This window comes from Sphingopyxis sp. P8 (assembly GCF_020622175.1).
Taxonomy (GTDB): Bacteria; Pseudomonadota; Alphaproteobacteria; order Sphingomonadales; family Sphingomonadaceae; genus Sphingopyxis; species Sphingopyxis jiangsuensis.
On sequence record NZ_JACNMK010000001.1, the window covers coordinates 1,227,898 to 1,250,215 of the forward strand.

Annotated in this window: 19 protein-coding genes and 1 tRNA gene; 8 read left to right on the top strand and 12 right to left on the bottom strand. The window is 63.6% G+C overall.

All coding sequences use genetic code 11. The features are described from left to right. Nucleotides 1-155 precede the first annotated feature (155 nt). The 3 genes from H7692_RS05930 to H7692_RS05940 all read left to right on the top strand — a co-directional run bounded on the left by H7692_RS05930 (nt 156) and on the right by H7692_RS05940 (nt 5,616). Complete coding sequence (locus H7692_RS05930; RefSeq protein WP_227339913.1) at nt 156-2,699, top strand: TonB-dependent receptor; 2,544 nt, start codon at nt 156-158, stop codon at nt 2,697-2,699. A 14-nt stretch (nt 2,700-2,713) separates the two neighbouring features. Next, the gene (locus H7692_RS05935; protein WP_222135652.1) at nt 2,714-4,549 is read left to right on the top strand and encodes a phosphodiester glycosidase family protein; all 1,836 of its coding nucleotides are present in this window, start codon (nt 2,714-2,716) and stop codon (nt 4,547-4,549) included. A 149-nt stretch (nt 4,550-4,698) separates the two neighbouring features. Then, the gene (locus tag H7692_RS05940; RefSeq protein WP_222135651.1) at nt 4,699-5,616 is read left to right on the top strand and encodes a hypothetical protein; all 918 of its coding nucleotides are present in this window, start codon (nt 4,699-4,701) and stop codon (nt 5,614-5,616) included. 111 nt (nt 5,617-5,727) lie between these two features. Here the strand turns inward: H7692_RS05940 and H7692_RS05945 are convergent, their stop codons facing one another. The 9 genes from H7692_RS05945 to H7692_RS05985 all read right to left on the bottom strand — a co-directional run bounded on the left by H7692_RS05945 (nt 5,728) and on the right by H7692_RS05985 (nt 13,694). Beyond that, nucleotides 5,728-6,183, bottom strand: coding sequence for a tyrosine-type recombinase/integrase (locus H7692_RS05945; RefSeq protein WP_227339914.1), 456 nt, complete (start codon nt 6,181-6,183; stop codon nt 5,728-5,730). A gap of 269 nt (nt 6,184-6,452) precedes the next feature. Next, nucleotides 6,453-6,526: transfer RNA gene (locus tag H7692_RS05950), tRNA-Met, on the bottom strand. A gap of 60 nt (nt 6,527-6,586) precedes the next feature. Next, complete coding sequence (locus tag H7692_RS05955) at nt 6,587-7,072, bottom strand: 2'-5' RNA ligase family protein (RefSeq protein WP_222135649.1); 486 nt, start codon at nt 7,070-7,072, stop codon at nt 6,587-6,589. 221 nt (nt 7,073-7,293) lie between these two features. Continuing rightward, the gene (locus H7692_RS05960) at nt 7,294-8,052 is read right to left on the bottom strand and encodes an alpha/beta fold hydrolase (protein ID WP_222135648.1); all 759 of its coding nucleotides are present in this window, start codon (nt 8,050-8,052) and stop codon (nt 7,294-7,296) included. 113 nt (nt 8,053-8,165) lie between these two features. Next, on the bottom strand, nt 8,166-9,095 hold the full coding sequence (gene mltG / locus H7692_RS05965; RefSeq protein ID WP_222135647.1) for an endolytic transglycosylase MltG: 930 nt from the start codon (nt 9,093-9,095) through the stop codon (nt 8,166-8,168). Nucleotides 9,096-9,099: 4 nt separating this feature from the next. Further along, the gene (gene fabF / locus H7692_RS05970; protein ID WP_222135646.1) at nt 9,100-10,362 is read right to left on the bottom strand and encodes a beta-ketoacyl-ACP synthase II; all 1,263 of its coding nucleotides are present in this window, start codon (nt 10,360-10,362) and stop codon (nt 9,100-9,102) included. 168 nt (nt 10,363-10,530) lie between these two features. Beyond that, the gene (locus tag H7692_RS05975; protein WP_201926741.1) at nt 10,531-10,767 is read right to left on the bottom strand and encodes an acyl carrier protein; all 237 of its coding nucleotides are present in this window, start codon (nt 10,765-10,767) and stop codon (nt 10,531-10,533) included. Between the two features lie 154 nt (nt 10,768-10,921). Continuing rightward, nucleotides 10,922-12,676: a tetratricopeptide repeat protein gene (locus H7692_RS05980; RefSeq protein WP_222135645.1), complete on the bottom strand. Its 1,755-nt coding sequence runs from the start codon at nt 12,674-12,676 to the stop codon at nt 10,922-10,924. Nucleotides 12,677-13,172: 496 nt separating this feature from the next. Then, the gene (locus tag H7692_RS05985) at nt 13,173-13,694 is read right to left on the bottom strand and encodes a DUF3617 domain-containing protein (protein ID WP_222135644.1); all 522 of its coding nucleotides are present in this window, start codon (nt 13,692-13,694) and stop codon (nt 13,173-13,175) included. A gap of 86 nt (nt 13,695-13,780) precedes the next feature. On the opposite strand from H7692_RS05985, the gene uvrB reads away from it, so the two are divergent. Next, entirely contained in the window at nt 13,781-15,967 is a 2,187-nt protein-coding gene (gene uvrB / locus H7692_RS05990) for an excinuclease ABC subunit UvrB (protein ID WP_227339915.1), read from the top strand. Nucleotides 15,968-16,068: 101 nt separating this feature from the next. Beyond that, on the top strand, nt 16,069-17,571 hold the full coding sequence (locus H7692_RS05995) for a S10 family peptidase (protein WP_227339916.1): 1,503 nt from the start codon (nt 16,069-16,071) through the stop codon (nt 17,569-17,571). Between the two features lie 205 nt (nt 17,572-17,776). Here the strand turns inward: H7692_RS05995 and H7692_RS06000 are convergent, their stop codons facing one another. Beyond that, entirely contained in the window at nt 17,777-18,214 is a 438-nt protein-coding gene (locus H7692_RS06000; protein WP_201926751.1) for a hypothetical protein, read from the bottom strand. Nucleotides 18,215-18,346: 132 nt separating this feature from the next. Between H7692_RS06000 and H7692_RS06005 the strand changes: the two genes are divergently transcribed. Continuing rightward, nucleotides 18,347-19,045, top strand: a complete 699-nt coding sequence (locus tag H7692_RS06005) for an NRDE family protein (RefSeq protein WP_227339917.1) — start codon at nt 18,347-18,349, stop codon at nt 19,043-19,045. Nucleotides 19,046-19,086: 41 nt separating this feature from the next. Here H7692_RS06005 and infC read toward each other — a convergent pair whose 3' ends face one another. Further along, the gene (gene infC / locus H7692_RS06010) at nt 19,087-19,623 is read right to left on the bottom strand and encodes a translation initiation factor IF-3 (RefSeq protein WP_201926755.1); all 537 of its coding nucleotides are present in this window, start codon (nt 19,621-19,623) and stop codon (nt 19,087-19,089) included. A gap of 167 nt (nt 19,624-19,790) precedes the next feature. Continuing rightward, nucleotides 19,791-20,978: a penicillin-binding protein activator gene (locus H7692_RS06015; RefSeq protein ID WP_201926757.1), complete on the bottom strand. Its 1,188-nt coding sequence runs from the start codon at nt 20,976-20,978 to the stop codon at nt 19,791-19,793. Between the two features lie 10 nt (nt 20,979-20,988). On the opposite strand from H7692_RS06015, the gene rsmI reads away from it, so the two are divergent. Together rsmI and H7692_RS06025 are read left to right on the top strand one after the other, a co-directional pair. Beyond that, nucleotides 20,989-21,849, top strand: a complete 861-nt coding sequence (rsmI, locus tag H7692_RS06020) for a 16S rRNA (cytidine(1402)-2'-O)-methyltransferase (protein WP_222135640.1) — start codon at nt 20,989-20,991, stop codon at nt 21,847-21,849. Further along, nucleotides 21,846-22,196: a YraN family protein gene (locus H7692_RS06025; RefSeq protein ID WP_201926761.1), complete on the top strand. Its 351-nt coding sequence runs from the start codon at nt 21,846-21,848 to the stop codon at nt 22,194-22,196. Before rsmI ends, H7692_RS06025 begins: the two co-directional genes overlap by 4 nt. Nucleotides 22,197-22,318 lie beyond the last annotated feature (122 nt).

Below are 22,318 nucleotides of genomic sequence, written 5' to 3' on the forward strand. Positions count from 1 at the left end.
CGATCTTTTCGCGATAGGCTCCTGCGCCCAGCCTCCATTGCGGATTTGTCATCCAACCGACCATCAACCGTCATTGCTTCGTGTGATGACTGCAACAAACCACCCCTAGGGGGTCAGCTCCTTCCCGCCGAAAACAAAAACAGGAGCCTCCCCCCATGATTCAAATGGTGTCGCAATCGATCCGTCATTCGTTGCTGACCGGTGCTGGCGTGATGGCGCTTTGTTGCCCGACCGCAGCTTTTGCACAGGAGGATCAAGGCGAGGATATCGTCGTCACCGGCTTTCGCGCCCAGAACCAGCTGGCCGTCGATGCCAAGCGGAACGCCGAAATCATCGCCGAGTTTGCCAAAAGCGACGATATCGGGCAGCAGCCCGACTATAATATCGCCGACAGCCTGCGCCGCCTTCCCGGCGTTCAGACGATTTTCGACGAGGATGAAGGCCGCTATGTTTCGATCCGCGGCCTGAACCCCAGTTTCACTATTGGCAGCTTCGACGGCGGCACGATGGCCACCGCCGAACGCGGCAATCGCCAGCTCAACATGGAAGCGATTCCGTCGACCGCCGTGTCCAGCCTGGAAGTGCTGAAGTCGCGCACCCCCGATATGGAGGGCAACGCCATCGGCGGCGCGATTAACGTCGTCACCCGTTCGGCGTTCGACAAGCCCGGCACTTTCATCGCCGGCAATGCTTTTGTCGGCATGTCGGATTCGCAGGATATTCCGGGCCGCGGCTTTGGTCGCGACAGCGATGATGGCATCAATTTCCGCGGCGACGCGATTGCCTCGACCCGCTTCGGGCCCGACGGGATCTTCGGCTTGGTCGTGACCGGATCGTTCAGCCGCAAAAGGCGCGACCAGGAACGGCTGTTGCCGCAGAATATCCCGGCGGGCACGGGCGCGACCGCCGCGCCGGCCGGTCCCAACACCAACCTGCTCTGGTCGACCTATCCCAATTCGGTCGACCGTAATGGCGGCACGGTGAAGCTGGAGGCGCGCCCCGGCGACGGGCTCGAAGCCAGCCTCGCCTATACCTATTTCTCGCAGGACGACACCGAACTGCGCCATTCGCAGCAGTTGCTCAACACGGCGGGCGGCAGCTTCGTGCGATTCAACGATTTCCCGATCCGCAAGCCACTCCACATGGGACAGGGCAAGCTGTCTTATGAACAGGAAGGCCATTATGTCGCACTGCGCGGATCCTATTCGCAGGCGAGCTTCGTCGAACCGTCGAACCAGCTGCAGTTCAACCTCGTCGGCGCGGCGCCGACCTTCGATCTCGAACTCGACGGGCACTATCCGGTTGCGACCAACATCGACCCGCGCTTCAGCGATCCGGCGCAATATCGCTTCACCAGCTATAATCCCTATGAAGATGACTCGACCGACAAGGTTACCGAAGGCCAGTTCGATTACGGCTGGAACAACGCTTATGGCGATGACGGCTTCGGCTTAGGCATTGGAACCAAATATCGGCAGACGATCCGCGACAACGACCGCACGCAGGATTTCTGGTCGCCTGCCGCAGGTGTCGACCTGCGCCTGACGCAGTTCAACCAAGCCGAAAATTACCAGCCGATCTTCGGCAATTTCAACCACCTGTTCGTCGATTTCCAGAGCTTCCTCGACTATTTCAAAGCCAACCCGTCGCAGTTCACCTATAGTGCCGCGAACAGCGCGCGGCAGACCATCGGCGGCGACTGGCGGTTCCAGGAAGATGTCTATGCCGGTTACGGCCTTGTCCGGCATCATGGCGATCGGCACACCATCATCGCCGGCGTCCGCTACGAAAAGACCGAGACGACGGCCGACGGTTATTCGCGGCGTACCGTTGGCGGGGTCGACCAGTTCACCCCGATATCACGCAAGAATTCCTATGACGACCTCTTGCCGTCGATCACGGCGTCATATGATATCAGCGAGAACCTTCGCCTTCGCGCCGCCTGGTTCAAGGCGATCGGCCGGCCGAACCCCAATTCGATCGCGGGCCAGGAAGTGATCAACGCAGACGATTCGATCAGCCGCCCGAACCCCGACCTCGATCCGCGTCGCGGCGACAGCTATGAAGCGAGCCTCGAATATTATCTGCCCGACCGGCTCGGCATTTTGTCTTTCGCGGCCTTTCACAAGAAGATCGAGGACGAAATCTATACCTTCGCGTCGATAGAGACGATCGACGGCGTGCAGCGGAATGTCAGCCAGCCGCGCAACGCCGAAGGCGCGAAGGTCACGGGTTTCGAAGCCAATCTGGTGGTCAACCGTTTGGCCTTCCTGCCGGGCTTCCTGTCCAACTTCGGCGTGTCGGGCAATGTGACCGTGCTCGACGGCAGCATCACGATCCGCAACAATACGGTTCGCCGCAAGCTCGACCAGCTGCCGGGCCAGGCAAAGTTCCTGGCCAATGCCGCGATCTTCTATGAACAGGGACCCGTGCGCGCGCGCCTCAGCTATGCACATATCGGCAAGAACAAGACGTCGGTGAACGCCGCCAACCCGGCGGCCGACCGCACCGAAGCAGCCTTCAACACCTTTGATTTCCAGACGCGCATCCGCATCAATTCGGGGATCGAAATGATCGGCGAAGTCCGCAACCTGACCAATCAGCAGCGGTTGAACCTGACCGGCCCCGACCAAAATATCGCGCGCGACATTAACCGGTTTGGCCGCCAGTTCTGGGTCGGCGTGGCGTTCTCGTTGTAATCGGGACGCCGCGCATGAAATACGCGCTTCTCCTTGCCCTGTTGGGCGGCGGCACGCCCGCCGCCGCCCAGTCGGTCGATCCTTTCCTGTCCGGACCGATCGGCGCCGAGCGATGCGTCGGCGGGGATGAGACGCCGTGCGACATCTCGCCCGGCGTCCGATACTGGCGCATCGTCCGCGCCGGCGATGCACCGTTGGTGATGCATGTCGCCGAAATCGACCTCACGCGCTCCGATGTTCAAGTGAAGGTCACCCCCGCTGACCGTTCGGCCGGCATGGAGTATCGGGCACAGACCGCTAGCGATTATCTCGCAAGGTTCGGCGCGGTACTTGCGGTCAACGCCAGCTATTTCCTCCCTTTCGTAGGCGGGTCGAAAGGCGGCGGTGACTTTGTGCCGCAGCCGGGACAAGCCGCCGCCGCATCGGGCGCCGTGATCTCGGACGGCGCGACCGTCTCGCCGGTCGAGGGCATCGACGCCCGCGTCGACAGCATGATTTGCTTCGCGCCGACCCGTGCGGCGATCGTCGAAGGTCAGGTCTGCCCCGCGGGCTTTACCGAAGGTGTGTCGGCCGGGCCGCGCATCCTGAAAGCTGGCGAATTCGTACCGCGCCGCCGCCTTGGCCGCGACGGCGTATTTCACGGCGCGACCGAATTGACGCCCGAGGAAGCGGCGCAGCCCGCAGCTGCGCCACCGGGTTCGGGTGGCGGCCCGCGCACCGTCGCGGGGCTGAATGCCGACGGCACGAAACTGTGGCTCGTCGTCGCCGACGGCCGCCAGCCGGGATGGAGCCTCGGCGCGAGTACCGACGATATTCTGGCACTGTTCCGCAAGCTTGGCGCAAGCGACGTCATGAGCCTCGATGGCGGCGGCTCGGCGACGATGGTCGCCCGCGGCCCCGCCGGCCCCATCGTGATGAGCCGACCGATCCACACCGGCGTCCCGGGACGTCAGCGACCGCTCGGCAATCATATCGGCGTTTTTGTGGGCGACGCTGCGCCCCCCGCGCGCGGGCTGAGCACGTTGCTGCCGCCTTTGCAGCCGCGTGAGATTTCGCGCCTCAAGGCCAGGATGGAATATGTTTACGGCGCGCCAGAAGCGCGGCAGGGCGTCGCGGTCGACGCGCAGAATATCTATGCCGTGGTCAACACCGCAATCGGCAAATATTCGCGTGCCGACGGGCGACTGCTCGCTCGCTGGGCGAGTCCGCGCGGCGGGATGCTGCGCCACCTCAACAGCTGCATCGTGATGGACACCGAGCTCGTTTGTGCCCATTCGAACCATCCCGAAGTGCCGATGGGGAGCTCGGTGGAAATCTTCGACACGGCTACCCTCGCGCACAAAGCGAGCCACAGCCTCGGCAATATGGACGAGGGGTCGCTGACTTTCGCCGAACCGATGGCAAGCGGTTGGCTCCTCGGCTTCTCGCATTATTCGGACGAGACCGGTGTGCCCTTCAAGTCATCGGACTATTCGTCGATCATCAGCGTCGACGACCAATGGCGGCGCACCGGGGGATGGCTGATCCCGCCCTCGATCCGCAAGAAAATGGCGCCGCAGGCAGCATCGGGCGGCGCAATCGGACCCGACGGCTTCCTCTATCTCTTCGGTCACACACTGCCCGAGCTTTACGTGCTGGCGAAACCCCGGATGGGCGTCGAACTGCTCCATGTCGCGACGATCGACCTTGACGCTGGAGGTCAGGCTTTCGCCTTCGATCCGGCAGAGCCGCGGCGAATCTTCGCGATTGACCGCCCGGCAGGCGAAGTGCGTGCGTTCCGGTTGCCCGAGATCGGCCTAGGCGAAGGTGATCGCTTCCAGCGGCGGCCGGCAGCAAAGCGGAGGCGATGATTGGCGGTCAGGTAGCGATGCGGTGGGCTGGATCCCTTGACCGAGACGGCCGTGTTATCGCATGTTTTCGTTCGGCGAGGGTTAAGGTCGTCCTTGTCAAATCGGCCGAAATCAATCGCCGCAGGAAGCGGCTGACGTAAGGGGACGAAATGACGCTTCGCGCAACGCTTGTCGCTGCTTGCCTTGTTTTTGCTCATCTCGCGAGCCCGTCGACCGCGAATGCGAGAGACCAGGTCACGCCTGCAACGAACGCGTCTCCCGACGCCGTCATTCCTCTGGAGCGCTGGCGCACCCGGTGGTTCATCCGGGTCGACTTTGGGGGTGCGGAACGCAAGCTTCTCTTCGATACGGGCGCCGGCCTGACCCTGCTCCATCCCGATGTGCTTTCAGCCGCAAAATGTGAACTTTGGGGACGCGTGACGGGCTTTCGGATGTTCGGCCAGCGGGGCGACGGGCCTCGTTGCAACGCGATGGATATCTTCGTCGCAGGTCATCCATTCCGGCCACCGCTTCTAGGAGCAATCGAACTCGGGACGCTCAATCCCGCCGATGCCGAATTGGAGGGAATTGCTGCACTCAACATGTTCGAGGGTCGCGCAATCACACTGAATCTTGGCGAAGGCGAAATCATCGTGGAATCGCCAGCGAGCCTCCACGAACGCGTGCGTTCGATGCGGCCATTCCCGATCCGCATGAAACGCGAGGTGGAAGGCACCGCGCTTGCCATTATGGCCGAAGTAACCAGCCCACGTGGTCCGGTCTGGATGGAACTGGACTCAGGTAATGGCGGCACGGTGCTGGTAGCAAAACACAACGCGGCCCTGTTCGGCTTGCAGCCTGATACAGAGGAACCCCAGTCGGGGCATTTCCAGGTTGCCGAAGGCGTAAATCTCCAATCCGAACATATGTTCACGCCAGATATGATTATGGATGGCAATCTGGGCATGCCGTTTTTGCACGACTGGATCATCACGCTCGACTTGCGCGAGGGTCGGGGCTGGATCGTTCGAAATCCGGAAGCAGGCCCCGCGCCAAAGCCGGCGCTGCCGAGCAAGACTTCACAATGACTGAGCAAGCCTAAGAAACCTCGGAGAGCATCAATCCTGGCCGTGTTCTGTCGGTCCGGTGTCAGGAACAGAATTTGGGAAAGCTGACGTTCGGTCGAACCGCTGAATCCGTCAGCCGCTTGCGATCGCGAACCGGAACATTTGTCCGATGTTTTGCTTGAGCCGCCTGCTGTTATCGAGCGCTCCGCGCGCCTCCACCGTGCGAATGACGTCGAGCACTTCGGGCACCGCAATGTATCGGATTGGCCTTTTGCCAAGTACAGGAAAAACGTCGCGTTCCAAGCGGCTCAGCACCCGATCGGCATGTGCCGGGCTAAAACCGTTGACGCGATTCGCGTGCCACGCCAGCGCGACAGGCTCGAAGAAGTCAGGCGAGGCCGCCAATCTTTTTGCCACCCGCCTCGTTTCGGCGGGATCGCTTCCTGCGTCGATTAACGCATTGGTATCGTTGCACTTCATTCGCGCCATCGCGAGTGCCACTGCTGGATATTTGCCAAAGCTGAGCAGCTTTTCCTTGCCACGGAAATGATACTTCATGCGCCAGAGCTTCGATCCGGTGGGCTGCACGAGCAGCTATAATCCGCCTCCGTCAGACATTTTATACGGCCGCTCACGCCGCGTCGCACATTTCACTTCGAGCTCTTTCAAGATCATTGGGGCATGGCCTGTTTGAGGTACAGGCAAAAATTATCCCCCATCCACCCCCAAAATCAAATCACCGCACCGGAACGCAACGCTCCCTATCGGCACCCATCGGCGCCGATTAAACGGCTGATTTCAGGTAAAATAAATACGAAACAGCACAAACCGGGATGAGCTGGGATTTTCGGCTCCGGTAGCGGAGGAGGGACTCGAACCCCCGACACGCGGATTATGATTCCGCTGCTCTAACCTGCTGAGCTACTCCGCCCCGAAAGGCCGCCGCTTGGGCGAGCAGCGCCTATAGGCAGGGCGCGGCGGGCGGTCAATATCATCTGCGCGGTCCGCGAAATTTGCGCGCAAAGGCGTCGTCCCACGGGCCGCCGCGATAATGATGTGCCGCGAGACCGGTGATCTCCAGCGGGCGCGGGCGGAAGTCTGTGGCGAGACGGGCAAGCAGGTCGCGCGCCGTGGCGGACGTCACCTTATTCTGAACCGTGATGTGGAGGCGCGGCACGCCCCGGTCCTGCGCGGTGAGCATGCCGGTGAAATGGTCCGCAATGCGTTCGCGGATGACGAGCAGTTCTGGACTGTCGACGCGAAAGGCAACGCCGCGCCCAAGCGAATAGGGCGCGCCAAGCGTCGCGGCGGGTGGCGGTGTGTCGGCGGCGATCCGGCGGACGAGCCGATCGAGCTCGTCATGTGCAGACGGCGGGAGCTGATGAAGCAGCGTGATGTGCGCCGACAGGAAATTGCGGTCGGGAGGGAAGTGCGCGGCGCGCAGCGCGTCGAAATGGCGCTGGTCGGCCGCACCCATCATTCCGGTCAGAATGAGGGGCGCGGCACCAGTGGCCCGGACGGGAGGGGGGATGTCCGGGTCGCCGTTCGCGAAGCGGGATGGGCGCGGCGGTCGGGAGGGGGATGTGCCGTCGTCCATGGGACGCCCTTTCGCGTTCAATGGCGCATCTGGTAGTTCGATCTCGCAAACGCCAATCGAATTACTGCATCACAATCATCGTATAATGCGATGACATAATATTATCCGCGTCTTAACGCCCCCCAGAAGGTCCTCAGGGCCGCCGCCACCTCTGCCGGACGTTCGGCAATCGCCCAATGGCCGGCCTTTTCGACGATGTGAAGCGACACGCCGGTAGCCGCGGCGAAGCGCTCCGCAACCTCCAGCCCCACATAGGGATCGTTGGCGCCCCAGACTAACGCGCCGTTCGACGGCAGCCTGTCCAAATCGCGCGCCCAATCATGCTCGAAGCTCAGCCCCCGCGCCGAGCGATAGAGTTTGAGGATCGCGCGGCGCTTGTCCTTGTTCTGCCACTGCTCGGCCTCTTCGCGCGCAATATCGGCGGGCATGCCCTGCGCGGCGAGTCCCTTGGCAAGCTTGTCGGCGCGGCTCAGCGCCATGAAAATTTCGCCGAGCACCGGGGTGTTCCAGATGCGCGCGATGCGGTGGCCGCGATAATCGGGGTCGATCACAGCATTCGATACGACCCAGCTGCGAATGAGGTCCGGGCGCAGCATCGCTACGCGCTGCGCGATCAAGGCGCCCCAGTCATGACCGACGATGTCGATGGGGCCGTGCGCGGCGAACAACGCCTCCGCCTGCCCCACCGCCCAGTCGGCATAGGCCTCCTTGGTCGCGGCGAATCCTGCCGGCAGCGGACCGGTGAATCCGGGAAGGGCCGGAACCGTCACGGGCGTATCGCCAAGGTCGAGCGCGGCGAGCAAGGGGCGCCAGATCGCCGGGCTGTCGGGCACACCGTGGAGAAAGAGCTTGGCAGCCATATTTCATCCCCTCGTTGGCCGCCCCCGCCGAAGACGGGGGCCGCTATCGGTTTGGGCAGCCCAGGCTGGCAGGTCCGCCAGCGGCCCGCGTCTTCGCGGGGGCCGCGGATTCCCTACATCTCGCCCCGCTCGCGGCGGAGCGCGTACCATTTCTGCACATTGGCATTATGCTCGGCGAGCGTGCGCGCGAAGATATGCCCGCCATCACCCTTTGCGACGAAATAGAGATAGTCGTTGGGCTCGGGATCGAGCACTGCGGCGATCGAGGCCTTGCCCGGATTGGCGATCGGCCCCTTGGGCAGCCCTGCCATGCTGTACGTGTTGTAATCGTTCACGTCCTGGATTTCGGATCGCTTGATACGGCGGCCGAGCGGCTTGCCCTTCGTGATCGGATAGATGATCGTCGGATCGGCCTGCAGCCGCATGCCCACCGCGAGCCTGTTTGTGTACACTCCAGCGACGGTACGGCGTTCGGCGGGTACGCCGGTTTCCTTCTCGACGATCGAGGCGAGCGTCAGCGCCTCGTTACGATCCTTGACCGCCGAGCGCGGGCTGCGCTCTGCCCAGAGTTCGGCAAAGGTCTTGTCCATCGCGTCCTGCATCCGCTTCAGCACCGCGGCGCGCTTCTCGCCCGTCGTAAAGGCATAGGTGTCGGGAAGCACGCTGCCCTCGGGCGGCACGGGCACCTCGCCCTTCAGCCGCTCCTCGGCCATCAGCCGCTCCCACACCATGATCGACGGCATGCCCTCGGGCACGGTGACAAAGCGCTGGACAGTCTTGCCCGATTGCATCAGCGCGAGGATGTCGCCCGCGTCCATGCCCTTTTCGATTTTATACTCGCCGGGCTTGATCGGGTCGTCGCCGCCGAAAAAGCGCGCGTGATTGACGAACGCCGAGGCAGAGGTCGCCCCCGCCTCCTCCAGAATCTGCCCTGCCTTGGCGATGCTCGATCCGGCCGGAATGACGACTTCGGTATCGCGCGGCGCGCCGCCCGAACAGGCGGCGAGGAGGAGCGCGAGCAAGGCTGCAAGCAGCCGGCGCATCGCGTCAGTCCTCGACCGCCTTGACGATCAGGCTGGCATTGGTGCCGCCAAAACCGAAGCTGTTGTTGAGCGCCGCCTTGACCGCGCGCTTCTTGGCCGTGTGCGGGACAAGGTCGACGCCCTCGGTCCCCTCGTCGGGATTGTCGAGATTGAGCGTCGGGGGGACGATCTGATCGCGGATCGCGAGGATGCAGAAGATTGATTCAACCGCACCCGCGCCGCCGAGCAGATGGCCGATCGCCGATTTGGTCGAGCTCATCGACACATTGGCGATCTCGTTTCCGAACAGGCGCTTCACCGCGCCCAACTCGATCGTGTCGGCCATCGTCGAGGTGCCGTGCGCGTTGATATAGTCGATGTCGGCGGGGGTCATGCCCGCCTTCTTCAGCGCCATTTCCATCGAGCGAAAGGCGCCAAAGCCTTCGGGATGCGGCGCGGTGACGTGATAGGCGTCGCCCGACAGGCCATAGCCGACGACCTCGGCATAGATTTTCGCACCGCGCGCCTTGGCATGCTCATATTCCTCGAGCACGACAACGCCGGCGCCCTCGCCCATCACAAAGCCGTCACGGTCCTTGTCATAGGGACGGCTCGCTTTTTCGGGCGCGTCGTTGCTGCTCATATTGAGCGCGCGCGCCTGCGCGAAGCCGGCGATACCGATCGGGCAGATCGTCGATTCGGCGCCGCCCGCGAGCATGATGTCGGCGTCGTCGTCGCGGATCATCCGCGCGGCGTCGCCGATCGAATGCGCGCCGGTCGAGCATGCGGTGACGACCGCATGGTTCGGCCCCATCAGGCCGTATTTGATGCTGACCTGCCCCGAGATGAGGTTGATGAGGCGGCCGTGGACGAAGTGCGGGCTGACGCGGCCCGGCCCCTTTTCGGCGAGCAGCAGGCTTTCGCTTTCGATCCCCGGCAGACCGCCGATGCCCGACCCGATCGAACAGCCCGCACGCAGTTTTTGCTCGTCGGTCATGTCGGTAAGGCCGGCATCCTCGAGCGCCTGTCCGGCGGCGTCGATGCCATAAACGATGAACGGGTCGACCTGGCGCTGGACCTTGTGGTCGACGCGCTTCATCGGATCGAAGCCATATTCGTGATCGGCGGGTTTGACCTCGCACGCGATCGTGCATTTCTGGTCGGTCGTATCGAAGCGCGTGATCGTTCCCGCACCCGATTTGCCCGCGAGCAGGTTCTTCCAGCTCGTTTCGACATCGCCGCCCAGCGGCGTCACCAGACCCAAACCCGTCACCACAACCCGGCGCATAGTCATTCCTTTCGTCGGCCCCACCCCCGCAGGTGCCCGCATCAATATCGTGAACGCATGTCCAAAAAAAAGGCTTCCCGGTCTGGGCGCACATGCGCTCGGAACCGGGAAGCCGGAAACGCGTGGGCGGCGTCGCCGCCGCGTCCGGCCACGCCGGACCGGGGCATTTTAGCCCTTGTTCGCTTCGATATAGTCGATCGCGTCCTTGACGGTGGCGATCTTTTCCGCCGCATCGTCGGGGATTTCGACACCGAATTCTTCTTCGAACGCCATCACCAGCTCGACGATGTCGAGGCTGTCCGCACCCAGATCGTCGATGAAGCTCGCTTCTTCGGTGACCTTGTCGGCTTCGACGCCCAGATGTTCGACGACGATCTTTTTAACCTTGTCGGCCGAATCGCTCATGCAGATTTCCTTTTTCTTTCTTGCTGACGCGTGAATGTTGGGTTTTGCCCTAGAGCGAGCCAACGGGGCTGGCAAGAGGGCTGGCGCTTCGTGACCATCGAAAATAGCGCGCGAACGGCACAAATGCGGCGATCGCCGCGCTACGGATGCCGGTTCAACGCGGCGATTTGGCAGCAACGACCCCCGAATCGCGCAACGCCTCGGACGAGCGTGCGATGACGGAGGGCGTGATCATGAACTGGCGTAGCACCGTTTCCGGAGCGGCGTCTGCGGGCTGCTTCGTAAAGGCGACAAGCTCTTTCCAGATCCGCCGAGCCGTCGCGAAATCGCCTTGGCGCGCGGTGACGATTGCGCGCACCATCTTATATTGCGGCTCCATGTTGCTGGGCGAAGGCATGTTGTCGAGCACTGCCATCGCCTCGTCCTGTTCGCCGCGCTGCGACATCAGGAAGGCGAGCGTAACCGCGGGCACCCCCGGAAAGGATGCGTCGAGGTCAAGCGATCGCTGGAGCATCGCTTCGCCGTCGGCTGCCTGTCCGCACGCGACCTTGTAAAGGCCGAGGAAGCCCGCAATGTCCGGGTCATAAGGATTGAACCGAAACGCGCTGCCACCGAGGGCGTTGCCCGCCGAACAGTTGCCCGCAAAAAAATTGGCGCGGGCCATCGCGAACAGTCCCGCACTCGAATTCGATCCGTTCTGATAGGCGCGTTCGGCAAGCTCGCGCGCCTCGGCGAAAGCTCCAATGCCCGCCGGCGTTCCGCGCAGCGGTTGCCAGTCGCCAAAGCGAAGTAGCGACAATGACGAGAGTATAATCGGGTCGAGCGGATCTTGAACGAGCGTTTCGCGCAGACACGCCTCGACGCGGCGCGCCGTCGCGGCCTGACGCATCTGGCGCAACCGGTTGAACTGCGCGAGGCACGGAAAGCCCGTGGCAAAATTGTTCGGTTGGCGCTGCACCTGATCGCGAACGATCATGCCGAAATCGCCTGCAATCTGGGCAATGGCGGGCTCGACCGTCGTGAAAGCCGGCATGTCCTGATGCGCGACACGAAATTGCTGCGACCAGATGGTCCGTTGGTCGGCGGCGCGGTTCAGGACGAGCGTGACGTCGACCGGACCTTCAACGGTGCGAACGATCGAGGAATCGAGGCGATAATCGGGCTCCGGCGCGCGCGTACCGGGTTGCCGCCTGCTTTGCAGTTGGACGAGGCCGAAGCGCCGAATGCCGTCGCGAAGCTTGCCGTCGAGCGCGCGGGCCATGGCGCGCGAGACAGCCGTTTCGCCCGACTGCGGCGCGCTGACCTCGACGACGGGCATCGGGATGGGCTTGCTCGAGAAATAGCGCCCCGCGCTGCCGAGCAATTGCCAGCCGACATAAAGAGCGACCACGAACACCAGCACCGAAATGACCCAGCCATAGCCCCCGCGCGCCGGCTGGCTCGCCGACGACGTCGGCGCTGGAGCGACGGGTGGTTGCGTCGCGCCGCCTGCGGCCATCGCGTCCGCCGTGGTGACGGATGCGTTATCCGAGGATGAATCCGATCGGCCCGGCGGCGACGCGCGATACTGGACGACGACTTCATAGCTGCCTTGCGGAACGCGCAAGCGGTGAACCCACGGCGTTTCGGAATAATAGCGGTCGAGCAATGTCCGCAGCCGCCCGACCATGACGCGAGGATAGCTGTCGACCGCAGGGTCGAAATCGGCGCTGCGACCGAGCGCCTCGGTAGCGATGGCATAGGCCTTGGGCGTCGTGCGTCCACCGCGCAATCGATGGTCAGCCAGATATTGCAAGAGCCGCGACAGCACCGGCGAACGCACAAACATGGGCGATTCCAGCAGCCGCTGAAGCTCTTCGGCTATGATCCTGTCGGCTTCGCCGGAGTCCTGAATGTCGTTATCGCTCACGCTGTCCCAAATTCCATTTGCCCCATCGGGCGGTGCGCGACCAATAAGCCAATCGAGAACCGGGGCTAGTTGCTGTTACACCCGTGTAACGGTAACAGCGGCGGTGTGCCTTGTAACAAATTTCAGCGAGTTGGCCAATCCGCATTGAATTTGCGTCCATTCGGGTTAACAAATTTCTACCAAATCGCTACTCCCCGCTACGTGACCTCTTGTAACTGCAATTTCGCCGAAAACTGCACCATTTTGGGAAAGTCACGGAGCCCCCCATAGCACCGTGGTCCGCCCCGGTCTTCGACCGGGCCGGGCGGATTGAAGCCGCTGTTGCGGCAGACGCGAGCTGGTCCCTGGCGTCCGCTGCACATCAATCGGCTTCATGAACATGTGACTTGGCCGGGCGGAGGCGTAGCCCCACCTACAATTCCGCCCGCCAAGTCCGCAAATCCCTCGACTGAGCCGATTCTCGGCCGTCCCCCAAAACCGCTACGCCCAGCGCCGCTCAGCTTTGCGTTGTCGCCTCTCCTTCCTTGCACGGGCCGGTATGCGTGCTCGTCATCTGCATCACCATTTCCATTTCGCCGCCCGCCGGGACCGCGCCTTTGGTGGTGATCGTCACGTCGGTCTTCTTTGCCGCCATCGTGCCCGCCATGGCCATGTCGACCGTCTGGCCATTTGCTGTGCAGGTCCCGGCAACGTCGATCGTGCCGCCGCCGACATCCTTTTTCGTCCAGGTGCATTCGCCGCCATTGCCCGGTCCCTTGGCAAGCTCGGCCGCAATGTCTTCCTTGTCGACCTGTTCCTGCGTGAAGCACTGGTCCATGCCGCTCGCGCCTTCGACCATTTGTTTCATTCCGGCCTTCATCTCATCGGGAATGCCCGGCACATCGAATTTCACGAGCTTGACGTCGGTTTTCCAGTTGCCCGCCTCGCGTTTCACCGGCCCACCCGCATTTTCGGTCTTTCCACAACCCGCAATCGCCAAGGCAGCCCCCAATGTGGCCAGCGCCAACATAGTCTTCATATTCTGTCTCCTGTGAAAGTCGCGTCGGTCGCCGTTGCGATTCATTGCGATTGTGGACCCGCGCTATCGTTACCATATTGTCCGCGATGGCAATTCAGATTCGTACCTCGCTCGACGAAATCGACACGACGGCCGATTATGTCCCGCACCGGCCGGCGCGCCCGGAGAAGGTCGAGGGCGGCAAGCGCTTCGAACTTGTCAGCGACTATCAACCCGCGGGCGACCAGCCGACCGCGATCAAGGAACTGGTCGAAACCGCCCTTGCAGGCGAGCGCGATCAGGTGCTGCTCGGCGTCACCGGCTCGGGCAAGACCTTTACCATGGCAAAGGTCATCGAGGAGTTGCAGCGCCCTGCCCTCATCCTCGCGCCGAACAAGATCCTCGCGGCACAGCTCTATGGCGAGTTCAAAAGCTTCTTTCCGAACAATGCGGTCGAGTATTTCGTCAGCTATTACGACTATTACCAGCCCGAAGCTTACGTCCCGCGCAGCGACACCTACATCGAGAAAGAGTCGAGCGTGAACGAGGCGATCGACCGCATGCGCCACTCGGCAACGCGCGCGCTGCTCGAACGCGATGACGTGATCATCGTCGCGTCGGTGTCGTGTCTCTACGGCATCGGCTCGGTCGAGACTTACTCGGCGATGATCTTTGACCTCAAGAAGGGCCAGGTCGCCGACAGCCGCGAGATCATCCGCAAGCTCGTCGCGCTCCAGTACAAACGCAACGATCAGGCGTTCGCACGCGGCAATTTCCGCGTGCGTGGGGACAGCCTCGAAATCTTCCCGTCGCACTATGAAGATATGGCGTGGCGCGTCAGCTTCTTCGGCGACGAGATCGAGGAGATCACCGAGTTCGACCCGCTGACCGGCAAGAAGATCGCGAGCCTCAATTACGTCCGCGTCTTTGCAAACAGCCACTATGTCACGCCCGGCCCGACGCTGAAACAGGCGAGCGAGGCGATCCGCCACGAACTCGCCGAGCGTTTGAAGGAACTCGAAGCCGAAGGGCGCCTGCTCGAAGCACAGCGGCTCGAACAGCGCACCAATTTCGACCTCGAAATGATCGCCGCCACCGGAAGCTGCGCGGGCATCGAGAATTACAGCCGCTTCCTCACAGGCCGCCTCCCCGGCGAGCCGCCGCCGACCTTGTTCGAATATCTCCCCGACAACGCCCTGCTCTTCGTCGATGAAAGCCATCAGACGATCCCGCAGATCGGCGCGATGTCAAAGGGCGACCATCGCCGCAAGATCACCCTCGCCGAATATGGATTCCGCCTGCCGAGCTGCATCGACAACCGGCCCTTACGCTTCGCCGAATGGGACATGATGCGCCCGCAGACGGTGAGCGTGTCGGCGACGCCCGGCACCTGGGAGATGGACCGCACGCAGGGTGTCTTTGCCGAACAGGTGATCCGCCCCACCGGGCTCATCGATCCGCCGGTCGAGATCAAGCCGGTCGAGGAACAGGTCGACGATCTGATCGCCGAGGCGAAAAAGACCGCGGCGGCGGGGTATCGCACGCTGGTGACGACGCTGACCAAGCGCATGGCCGAGGATCTGACCGAGTTCCTCCACGAAGCGGGGCTGAAGGTCCGCTACATGCACTCGGACGTCGAGACGCTCGAGCGCATCGAGATTATCCGCGACCTGCGGCTCGGCGTGTTCGACGTGCTCGTCGGCATCAACCTGCTCCGCGAAGGGCTCGACATTCCCGAATGCGGGCTCGTCGCGATCCTCGACGCCGACAAGGAGGGCTTCCTGCGCAGCGAAACCAGCCTCGTCCAGACGATCGGCCGCGCCGCGCGCAACGTCGACGGCCGCGTCATCCTCTACGCCGACCGCATCACCGGCAGCATGGAACGCGCGATGCGCGAAACCGCCCGCCGCCGCGAAAAGCAGAAGGCGTATAACGAAGCGCACGGCATCACCCCGACGACGATCAAACGCAACATCGGCGACATCATCGCGCATGTCGCATCGAAGGACGGCGTCGTCATCGACATCGGCGACGACAAGCCCGCGCACATGGTCGGCCACAATTTGCGCGCGTACATCCAGGAGCTCGAAAAGAAGATGCGCGACGCCGCCGCCGACCTGGAATTCGAGGAAGCCGGCCGCCTCCGCGACGAAATCCGCAAGCTGGAAGCCGACGAGCTGGGCCTGCCGCCGGACCAGCAGGTCGCGCCGCGTGTCGGGCGGAGCAACGAGGGCAAGCCGGGTACGCGCAAGGGGCGGTTCGGAAAGCAGAGCAAGACGAAATGGGGGCGGTAGAGCCCGCAGGTTCGACCAAAACCCCACCGCAACCGACCAGCGCCCTTGCCCCCTCCCCGCGTGCGGCTTAGCGTCCGCGCTTCGAACGGGGAGAGCAGTTTATGAAATCGGGTCTGTCGCTGATCGCGCTGGCGCTTGCCGTCGCGGTTCCTGCCATCGTCCACGCTGCGGACGCGACTGACAAGGCGAAGGTCGAAAAGCCCGCCGATTACGAACCGCAAATCCGCACCACCAAGCTCAGCGGAACCTTCGGCGGGCAGCGGATCAACTATGCCGCGACGATCGGCGAGACGATCATCAAAAACAAGGACGGCGTGCCCGAAGTCGCGGTCGTCACCACCTCCTATGTCAAGGAACCGCGCGACCCCAATCGCCCCGTGACCTTCCTGTTCAACGGCGGCCCGGGGTCGGGCACCGTCTGGTTGATGATGGGCGCCTTCGGGCCGAAGCGCGTCGCGATCCCCGGCACCGGGGTCGATGATGGCGCCCCGCCCTATCCGATCGTCGACAATCCCGACGCCTTGATGGACGTCACCGACGTGGTGTTCATCGACCCGCCGGGCACGGGCTTTTCGCACCTGATCGGCAAGGCCAACCCCGAGGATTATTATGGCGTCACGCAGGATGCGAAACTCGTCGCGGAGGTGATCCGCCGCTGGCTGAGCGAGAATGGCCGCTGGAACAGCCCCAAATATCTGGGCGGCGAAAGCTATGGCACGACGCGCACCGCCGCCGTTGCGCACCAGCTGATGAATGCAACCTATAATGACGTCGCGTTCAACGGCCTGATCCTGATTTCGACCGTTCTCGATTTCGCGGCGGGCGCCGATACGCCGGGCAACGAGCTGTCACCGATCACCAACCTGCCCTCGATGGCGGTCACCGCGCTCTATCACGGCAAGGCGAGCGCCGCGTCGGTCGAGGCCTTTGCCGAGGAAGCCCGGCAATGGGCGATCGGTCCCTATGCCACCGCGCTGCTCAAAGGGCAGAAATTGCAGGGCGAGGAACGCGCCGCGATCCGCCGCGAGCTTGCGCGCTTCACCGGCCTTTCCGAAACCTATCTCGAACAGGCGGACCTGCGCGTCACCCCGGCGCGCTTCTACAAGGAACTGCTGCGCGACCGCGGCCTGACCGTCGGGCGGCTCGACAGCCGCTACACGGGCAAGGACTATGATAACGCCGGTGAAAGCCCGGACAACGACCCGAGTTTCTATGGCATCGACGCAAGCTACACCGCGGCGATCAACAGCTGGAGCCGCGACGGGCTGGGGTTCAGGACGGACCGCGAATATCAGTCGATCAGCGGCATCGGCGGCCAGTGGGACTGGCGCATCGGCGGGCGCGACGCCAACGCCTACCTCAACGTCGCCCCCTGGATTGGGCAGGCAATGCGCGAGAATTCGGGGTTACGCGTGCTTGTGGCGCAAGGCTGGTATGATTTCGCAACGCCCTTCTTCGCCGCCGAATATGCGCTGTCACGCACCGGAATCCCGCAGGACCGCATCACTTACACTTATTATGGCGCAGGCCACATGATGTACATCCGCGACGACGACCGGCGGAAACTGTCGGAGGATGTGCGGGCGTTCATCCGGGCGCGGTAGAACGGCTGCTAACGACCGGTTGCGGACGTTCGATCCTCCCTGTGCCGCAGGCATGGGGAGGTGGCAGCCCGAAGGGCTGACGGAGGGGCTAATGGCGCAACGTCGCGGGCGCCCCTCCACCCCTCGCTTCGCGAGCGGTCCCCCTCCCCATGGCTTCGCCACAGGGAGGATTTAGCGGCAGCTCTCCACCCCGAAGCAGACGCTCCTACCGCAGCACGCCCTTCGCCGCCTGCGCGCGCGCATACAGGAACAGCGCGATCACGATCACCCAGATCACGGCCGTAAAGATCATCGGAAAAATCCCGAACATCCGTTCCAGATCGCCATAATGCATCCCGAACTGATAGACACTGCTGATCGCCAGCCCGACGAGCGACAGCGCAAACGCCGTCACCGCGTGACGGCTGCGCGCGAGCAGCAGCACTGACCCCAGCACCGATCCCCACACCCCCAGCGCCCAGCCGACATTGGCCCACAGCGGAAAACCATAGAAATACGCCTGCTGTTCGGGCGTGAACGCCGCCATATAGCCAGGGTCTTTAAGCTTGGTCATCACATAGTCGAACGCGCCAAAGGCGTTCCACAGCAGTGACACGATCCCCACCACCCACAGGTGCAGAGGCGTCTTCACAGCATCGGTCATATTCATCTCCCCCTCCAGAAAGATGGGCGGAGGCTATCACCATTCCGCTGCGTCGGCAATTAGTGATATATCCATACAATACACCACGGCACCGGCTTGGCAAATCGAGCGCGACGACCGATATGGGCGCGCATGTGCGTCGTCGCCCTCGCCCACCGCGTCCACCCCGACTGGCCGCTCATCCTCATCGGCAACCGCGACGAGTTTCACGCGCGCCCCGCGGCGTCGCTCCATATGTGGGAAGACAGCAGCGGCATCGTCGCGGGGCGTGACTTGCAGGCGGGCGGGACATGGCTCGGCGTTCATCGCCCGAGCGGCCGTGCCGTGGTCGTCACCAATGTCCGCGGCGCGATGCCCGATCCGGCAAAGGACTCGCGCGGCGCGCTCGTCACCGACCTGCTGCGCGGACAGGGCCGCTTTGCCGACCCGGCCGCCGCCGACCTCGACCGTTTCAACGCCTTCAACCTGTTTGCGGTTGGCTTGGGCGCCCCGCGCCTTTTCACCAACCGGCCAGCGCCGCAGCTTTCGGCGTTAGAGAAGGGCGTCCACGCGCTCGCGAACGAACCCATTGACCGCCCCTGCCCGCGCGCCGAACGGCTGCGCGCCGCGCTCGCCGCCGTGGTCGCGACGGGCAGCGATCCCGAGGGGCTGCTCGACACGCTGACGGCGGAAGGCGACCCGGCGCTGTTCCTGATGGGCGAGGTGTATGGCACGCGCGCCTCGACGCTGGTCGCGGTGGCGGCGGACGGCGCCGTCAGGATGATCGAACGCCGATACGAAGCGGGCGGCCGCCCCGGTGGAACGACCGCCCTCGATTTTCGGATCGGTTGAGATAATCCTCCCTACGGCGAAGCCATGGGGAGGAAAATATATCATTTCGGTGCGAGTACCATCAGCATCTGACGGCCTTCGGTGCGCGGATGCGCTTCGACCTTCGCGATCTCGGCGGTCATTTCGGCAACGCGCTGAAGGACGTTGAGGCCGAGCTGCGTGTGGCTCATCTCGCGGCCGCGGAAGCGCATCGTCATCTTGACCTTGTCGCCATCCTCGAGGAAGTCGAAGACCTTCTTCATCTTCACCTCGAAATCATGGTCGTCGATGTTCGGACGCATCTTGATCTCCTTGATCTCCTGCGTCTTCTGGCTCTTGCGCGCGGCATTGGCCTTTTTCTGGGCTTCGTACTTGAATTTGCCCACATCGAGGAACTTGCACACCGGCGGATCGGCGTTGGGGGAGACTTCGACCAGGTCGAGGCCCACTTCGGCCGCCTGTTCGATCGCTTCGGCAGTCAGCATTACGCCCAGATTTTCGCCTTCCTCGTCGATAACGCGGACTTTCGGGGAGGCGATGAATTCATTGTATCGCGGGCCATTCTTGGGCGGCATCGGCGCCAAGGGGCGGCGGGTCATGGGCGGGCGTATAGCTGTATCTCCTGGTTATTGATGATCGACGCGATAAGCCATAGCCGTCGCGCGCACTGTCCATATAGTGAACAGCACGGCCACGTAAAGGGCGCGGCACGCCATTCGGCGCCGCTTTTTACCCGACTGTGGCGGCTATGCCACGCCCCAAGAGCCTACCATTTCGCTGGCGCGGGGTCGATCACGCGAAAACCGCCGGCGCCGATTTCGCTGACTTCGAGCGCGCGAATGGCGACGCCGCGATTGTTGAAGCGGAAGATGCCGTCAATCCCGCCAAAGCCGTCTTCGGCCATCAGCTTGCTCACGGGAAAATTGGTTCCGGGCTTCCAGTCGCGGGCAATCCGCACCGTGAGCAGCACCGAATCATAGCCAAGGCTGGCGAGCCGGTAAGGCGCCCGGCCAAAGCGCGCGCGATATTTGCCCGCGAGCTGGCCGTAAAGGCCATCGGACACGCTCGCAAACCACGCGCCGCGCATTGCCGCGCTGCCGCCCAGCGAGGCGTCGGTGTTCCAGAGTTCGGTGCCGAGGATCTGTTTGTCGCCGCTGCTCTTGAGCACGGGAACCGCGCGCACCGCATTGCCACCCGAATCGGCGACGAGCACCGCGTCGATGTCGCCCGCATTGGCGAGCCGCCGCGCGGCGCCTGTCAGCGCGGTAGCGCTGCGGTCATAGCTTTCGACCGCGACCAGCGTGCCGCCCGCCTCGGCGACAGCATCGCGAAACGCCGCAGCCGACCGGTCGCCATAGACATTTTTGGGCACGAGAGCGCCGAAGCGGCTGTGCCCTTGCGCTTGCGAATAGGATATGACGCGCTCGACCGACTGGCCGGGCACAAAACCCATGATGAAAACACCATTGCCCGCAACGCCGGTGTCGTTCGAGAAGCTGAGCACCGGCACTTTCGCCGCGCGCGCGATCGGCGCGACGGCGGTCACATCCTCGCTGAGCAGCGGGCCGAGGATCAGCTTGTTGCCGTCGGCCACCGCCTGCCGCGCCGCCGCGGCGGCGCCCAGCGCTGTGTCATAAGTAGTGATACGTAGCCGCTCGGTCTTTGTATCGAGCAACGCGAGCGTCGTTGCATTGGCGATCGAGGTGCCGACGTCGGCGTTGGTGCCGGTCTGCGGCACAAGCAGCGCGATGCGGTGACGATCGGTATCGGTCGGCAGCCCCGGGCCGACATTGTCGGTCGGCTGCTCGGGCGGCGGCGGCGCCACCGGCCCGCCCGCCTTTGGCACGACCTGGCATGCGGCGAGGAAGCCCGCCATCGCGGTAACGCCGAGCCCGCGCAACAATTGGCGCCGCGACGACGCATAGGCTTGGCGCTCCGCCGAAGTTTCTGCCATTTTCGGCGTCATGCCGGATTCGACCATCTCTCAATCTCCCTTGCCCGGTCTCTATATCGTCGCGACGCCCATCGGCAACCTCGGCGATATCAGCGCGCGCGCCGCGGCGTTGCTCGCGCGCGCCGATGTGATCGCGGCCGAAGACACGCGTGTGACAGCGAAGCTGCTGTCACATCTGGGACTGCGCGTTCCGATGACCCCCTATCACGATCATAGCGACGAGCGGGTGCGCGCCGCGCTTGTCGAACGCATGGCGAGCGAAGTGGTTGTCCTGGTGTCCGACGCAGGGACGCCGCTCATTTCCGACCCCGGTTACAAGCTGGTGCGCGACGCGCGCGCGGCGGGGCGGCATGTCACGACCCTGCCCGGCCCCTGCGCCGCAATCGCCGCGATCACGCTGTCGGGACTGCCGAGCGACCGCTTCCTCTTCGCGGGCTTCCTGCCGTCGAAGGCAAAGGCGCGCGCCGACACCATCGCCGAATTTTCCGGGCTTCGCGCGAGCCTGGTTTTCTATGAAAGCGGTCCGCGCCTGTTCGCCTCGCTTGCGGCGCTGGCGCAAGGGCTCGGCGACCGCGAGGCAGCGGTCGCGCGCGAGATCAGCAAGTTCTACGAGGAATGCGTGACCGGCACGCTCACAGCGTTGGCGGCGCGCTATGCCGACACGCCGCCAAAGGGCGAGATCGTGATCGTCGTCGGCCCACCGGGCGAAGCGACCGCCGAAGAGGCCGACGATGCCACGCTCGACGCTGCGCTCCGCGAAGCGATGGCCGACAAGCCCGTGGCGCAGGCTGCAAAGGCCGTCGCCAAGCGCTTCGGCCTCGACCGGCACGAGATTTATGCGCGCGCGCTCACGCTGAAGGACGCGGGTTGAAACGCGCCGAGGCCGAAGCGCGCGGGCGCAAGGCCGAGGCGCGCGCCGCCTGGTGGCTGCGCCTTCACGGCTGGCGCATTCTCGGCCAGCGGCTGCGCGTACCGGTTGGCGAGGTCGACCTCGTCGCGCGGCGCGGACGCATGGTCGCCTTCATCGAAGTGAAGTGGCGCGAGCGTGCCGAAGACCTCGATCTCGCGGTCGACCAACACCGCCTGCGCCGCGTCGCAGCGGCCGCCGAAATGCTGAGCTCGCGTTTCGCGAAACCCGGCGACGACATCAGGATCGACGTGATGCTCCTTGCGCCGCGCCGCCTGCCACGCCATCTGGTCCATGTTTGGCAGCCGTGAGGGTGCTAGGCGCACGCCACTATGCGTCATCCCGGCGAAGGCCGGGATCTCGCCGGGGCGTCATAGTGTGACGTCGAGATTCCGGCCTTCGCCGGGATGACGACAGTTTGAATGCCGCGCAG

Excerpts from the sequence above, each read along its gene's own strand:
- H7692_RS05930 (WP_227339913.1), top strand. The coding sequence starts at position 156 with ATGATTCAAATGGTGTCGCAATCGATCCGTCATTCGTTGCTGACCGGT.
- H7692_RS05935 (WP_222135652.1), top strand. The coding sequence starts at position 2,714 with ATGAAATACGCGCTTCTCCTTGCCCTGTTGGGCGGCGGCACGCCCGCC.
- H7692_RS05940 (WP_222135651.1), top strand. The coding sequence starts at position 4,699 with ATGACGCTTCGCGCAACGCTTGTCGCTGCTTGCCTTGTTTTTGCTCAT.
- H7692_RS05955 (WP_222135649.1), bottom strand. The coding sequence starts at position 7,072 with ATGGGTGCGGCCGACCAGCGCCATTTCGACGCGCTGCGCGCCGCGCAC.
- H7692_RS05960 (WP_222135648.1), bottom strand. The coding sequence starts at position 8,052 with ATGGCTGCCAAGCTCTTTCTCCACGGTGTGCCCGACAGCCCGGCGATC.
- mltG (WP_222135647.1), bottom strand. The coding sequence starts at position 9,095 with ATGCGCCGGCTGCTTGCAGCCTTGCTCGCGCTCCTCCTCGCCGCCTGT.
- fabF (WP_222135646.1), bottom strand. The coding sequence starts at position 10,362 with ATGCGCCGGGTTGTGGTGACGGGTTTGGGTCTGGTGACGCCGCTGGGC.
- H7692_RS05975 (WP_201926741.1), bottom strand. The coding sequence starts at position 10,767 with ATGAGCGATTCGGCCGACAAGGTTAAAAAGATCGTCGTCGAACATCTG.
- H7692_RS05985 (WP_222135644.1), bottom strand. The coding sequence starts at position 13,694 with ATGAAGACTATGTTGGCGCTGGCCACATTGGGGGCTGCCTTGGCGATT.
- uvrB (WP_227339915.1), top strand. The coding sequence starts at position 13,781 with ATGGCAATTCAGATTCGTACCTCGCTCGACGAAATCGACACGACGGCC.
- H7692_RS05995 (WP_227339916.1), top strand. The coding sequence starts at position 16,069 with ATGAAATCGGGTCTGTCGCTGATCGCGCTGGCGCTTGCCGTCGCGGTT.
- H7692_RS06000 (WP_201926751.1), bottom strand. The coding sequence starts at position 18,214 with ATGACCGATGCTGTGAAGACGCCTCTGCACCTGTGGGTGGTGGGGATC.
- H7692_RS06005 (WP_227339917.1), top strand. The coding sequence starts at position 18,347 with ATGTGCGTCGTCGCCCTCGCCCACCGCGTCCACCCCGACTGGCCGCTC.
- infC (WP_201926755.1), bottom strand. The coding sequence starts at position 19,623 with ATGACCCGCCGCCCCTTGGCGCCGATGCCGCCCAAGAATGGCCCGCGA.
- H7692_RS06015 (WP_201926757.1), bottom strand. The coding sequence starts at position 20,978 with ATGGCAGAAACTTCGGCGGAGCGCCAAGCCTATGCGTCGTCGCGGCGC.
- rsmI (WP_222135640.1), top strand. The coding sequence starts at position 20,989 with ATGCCGGATTCGACCATCTCTCAATCTCCCTTGCCCGGTCTCTATATC.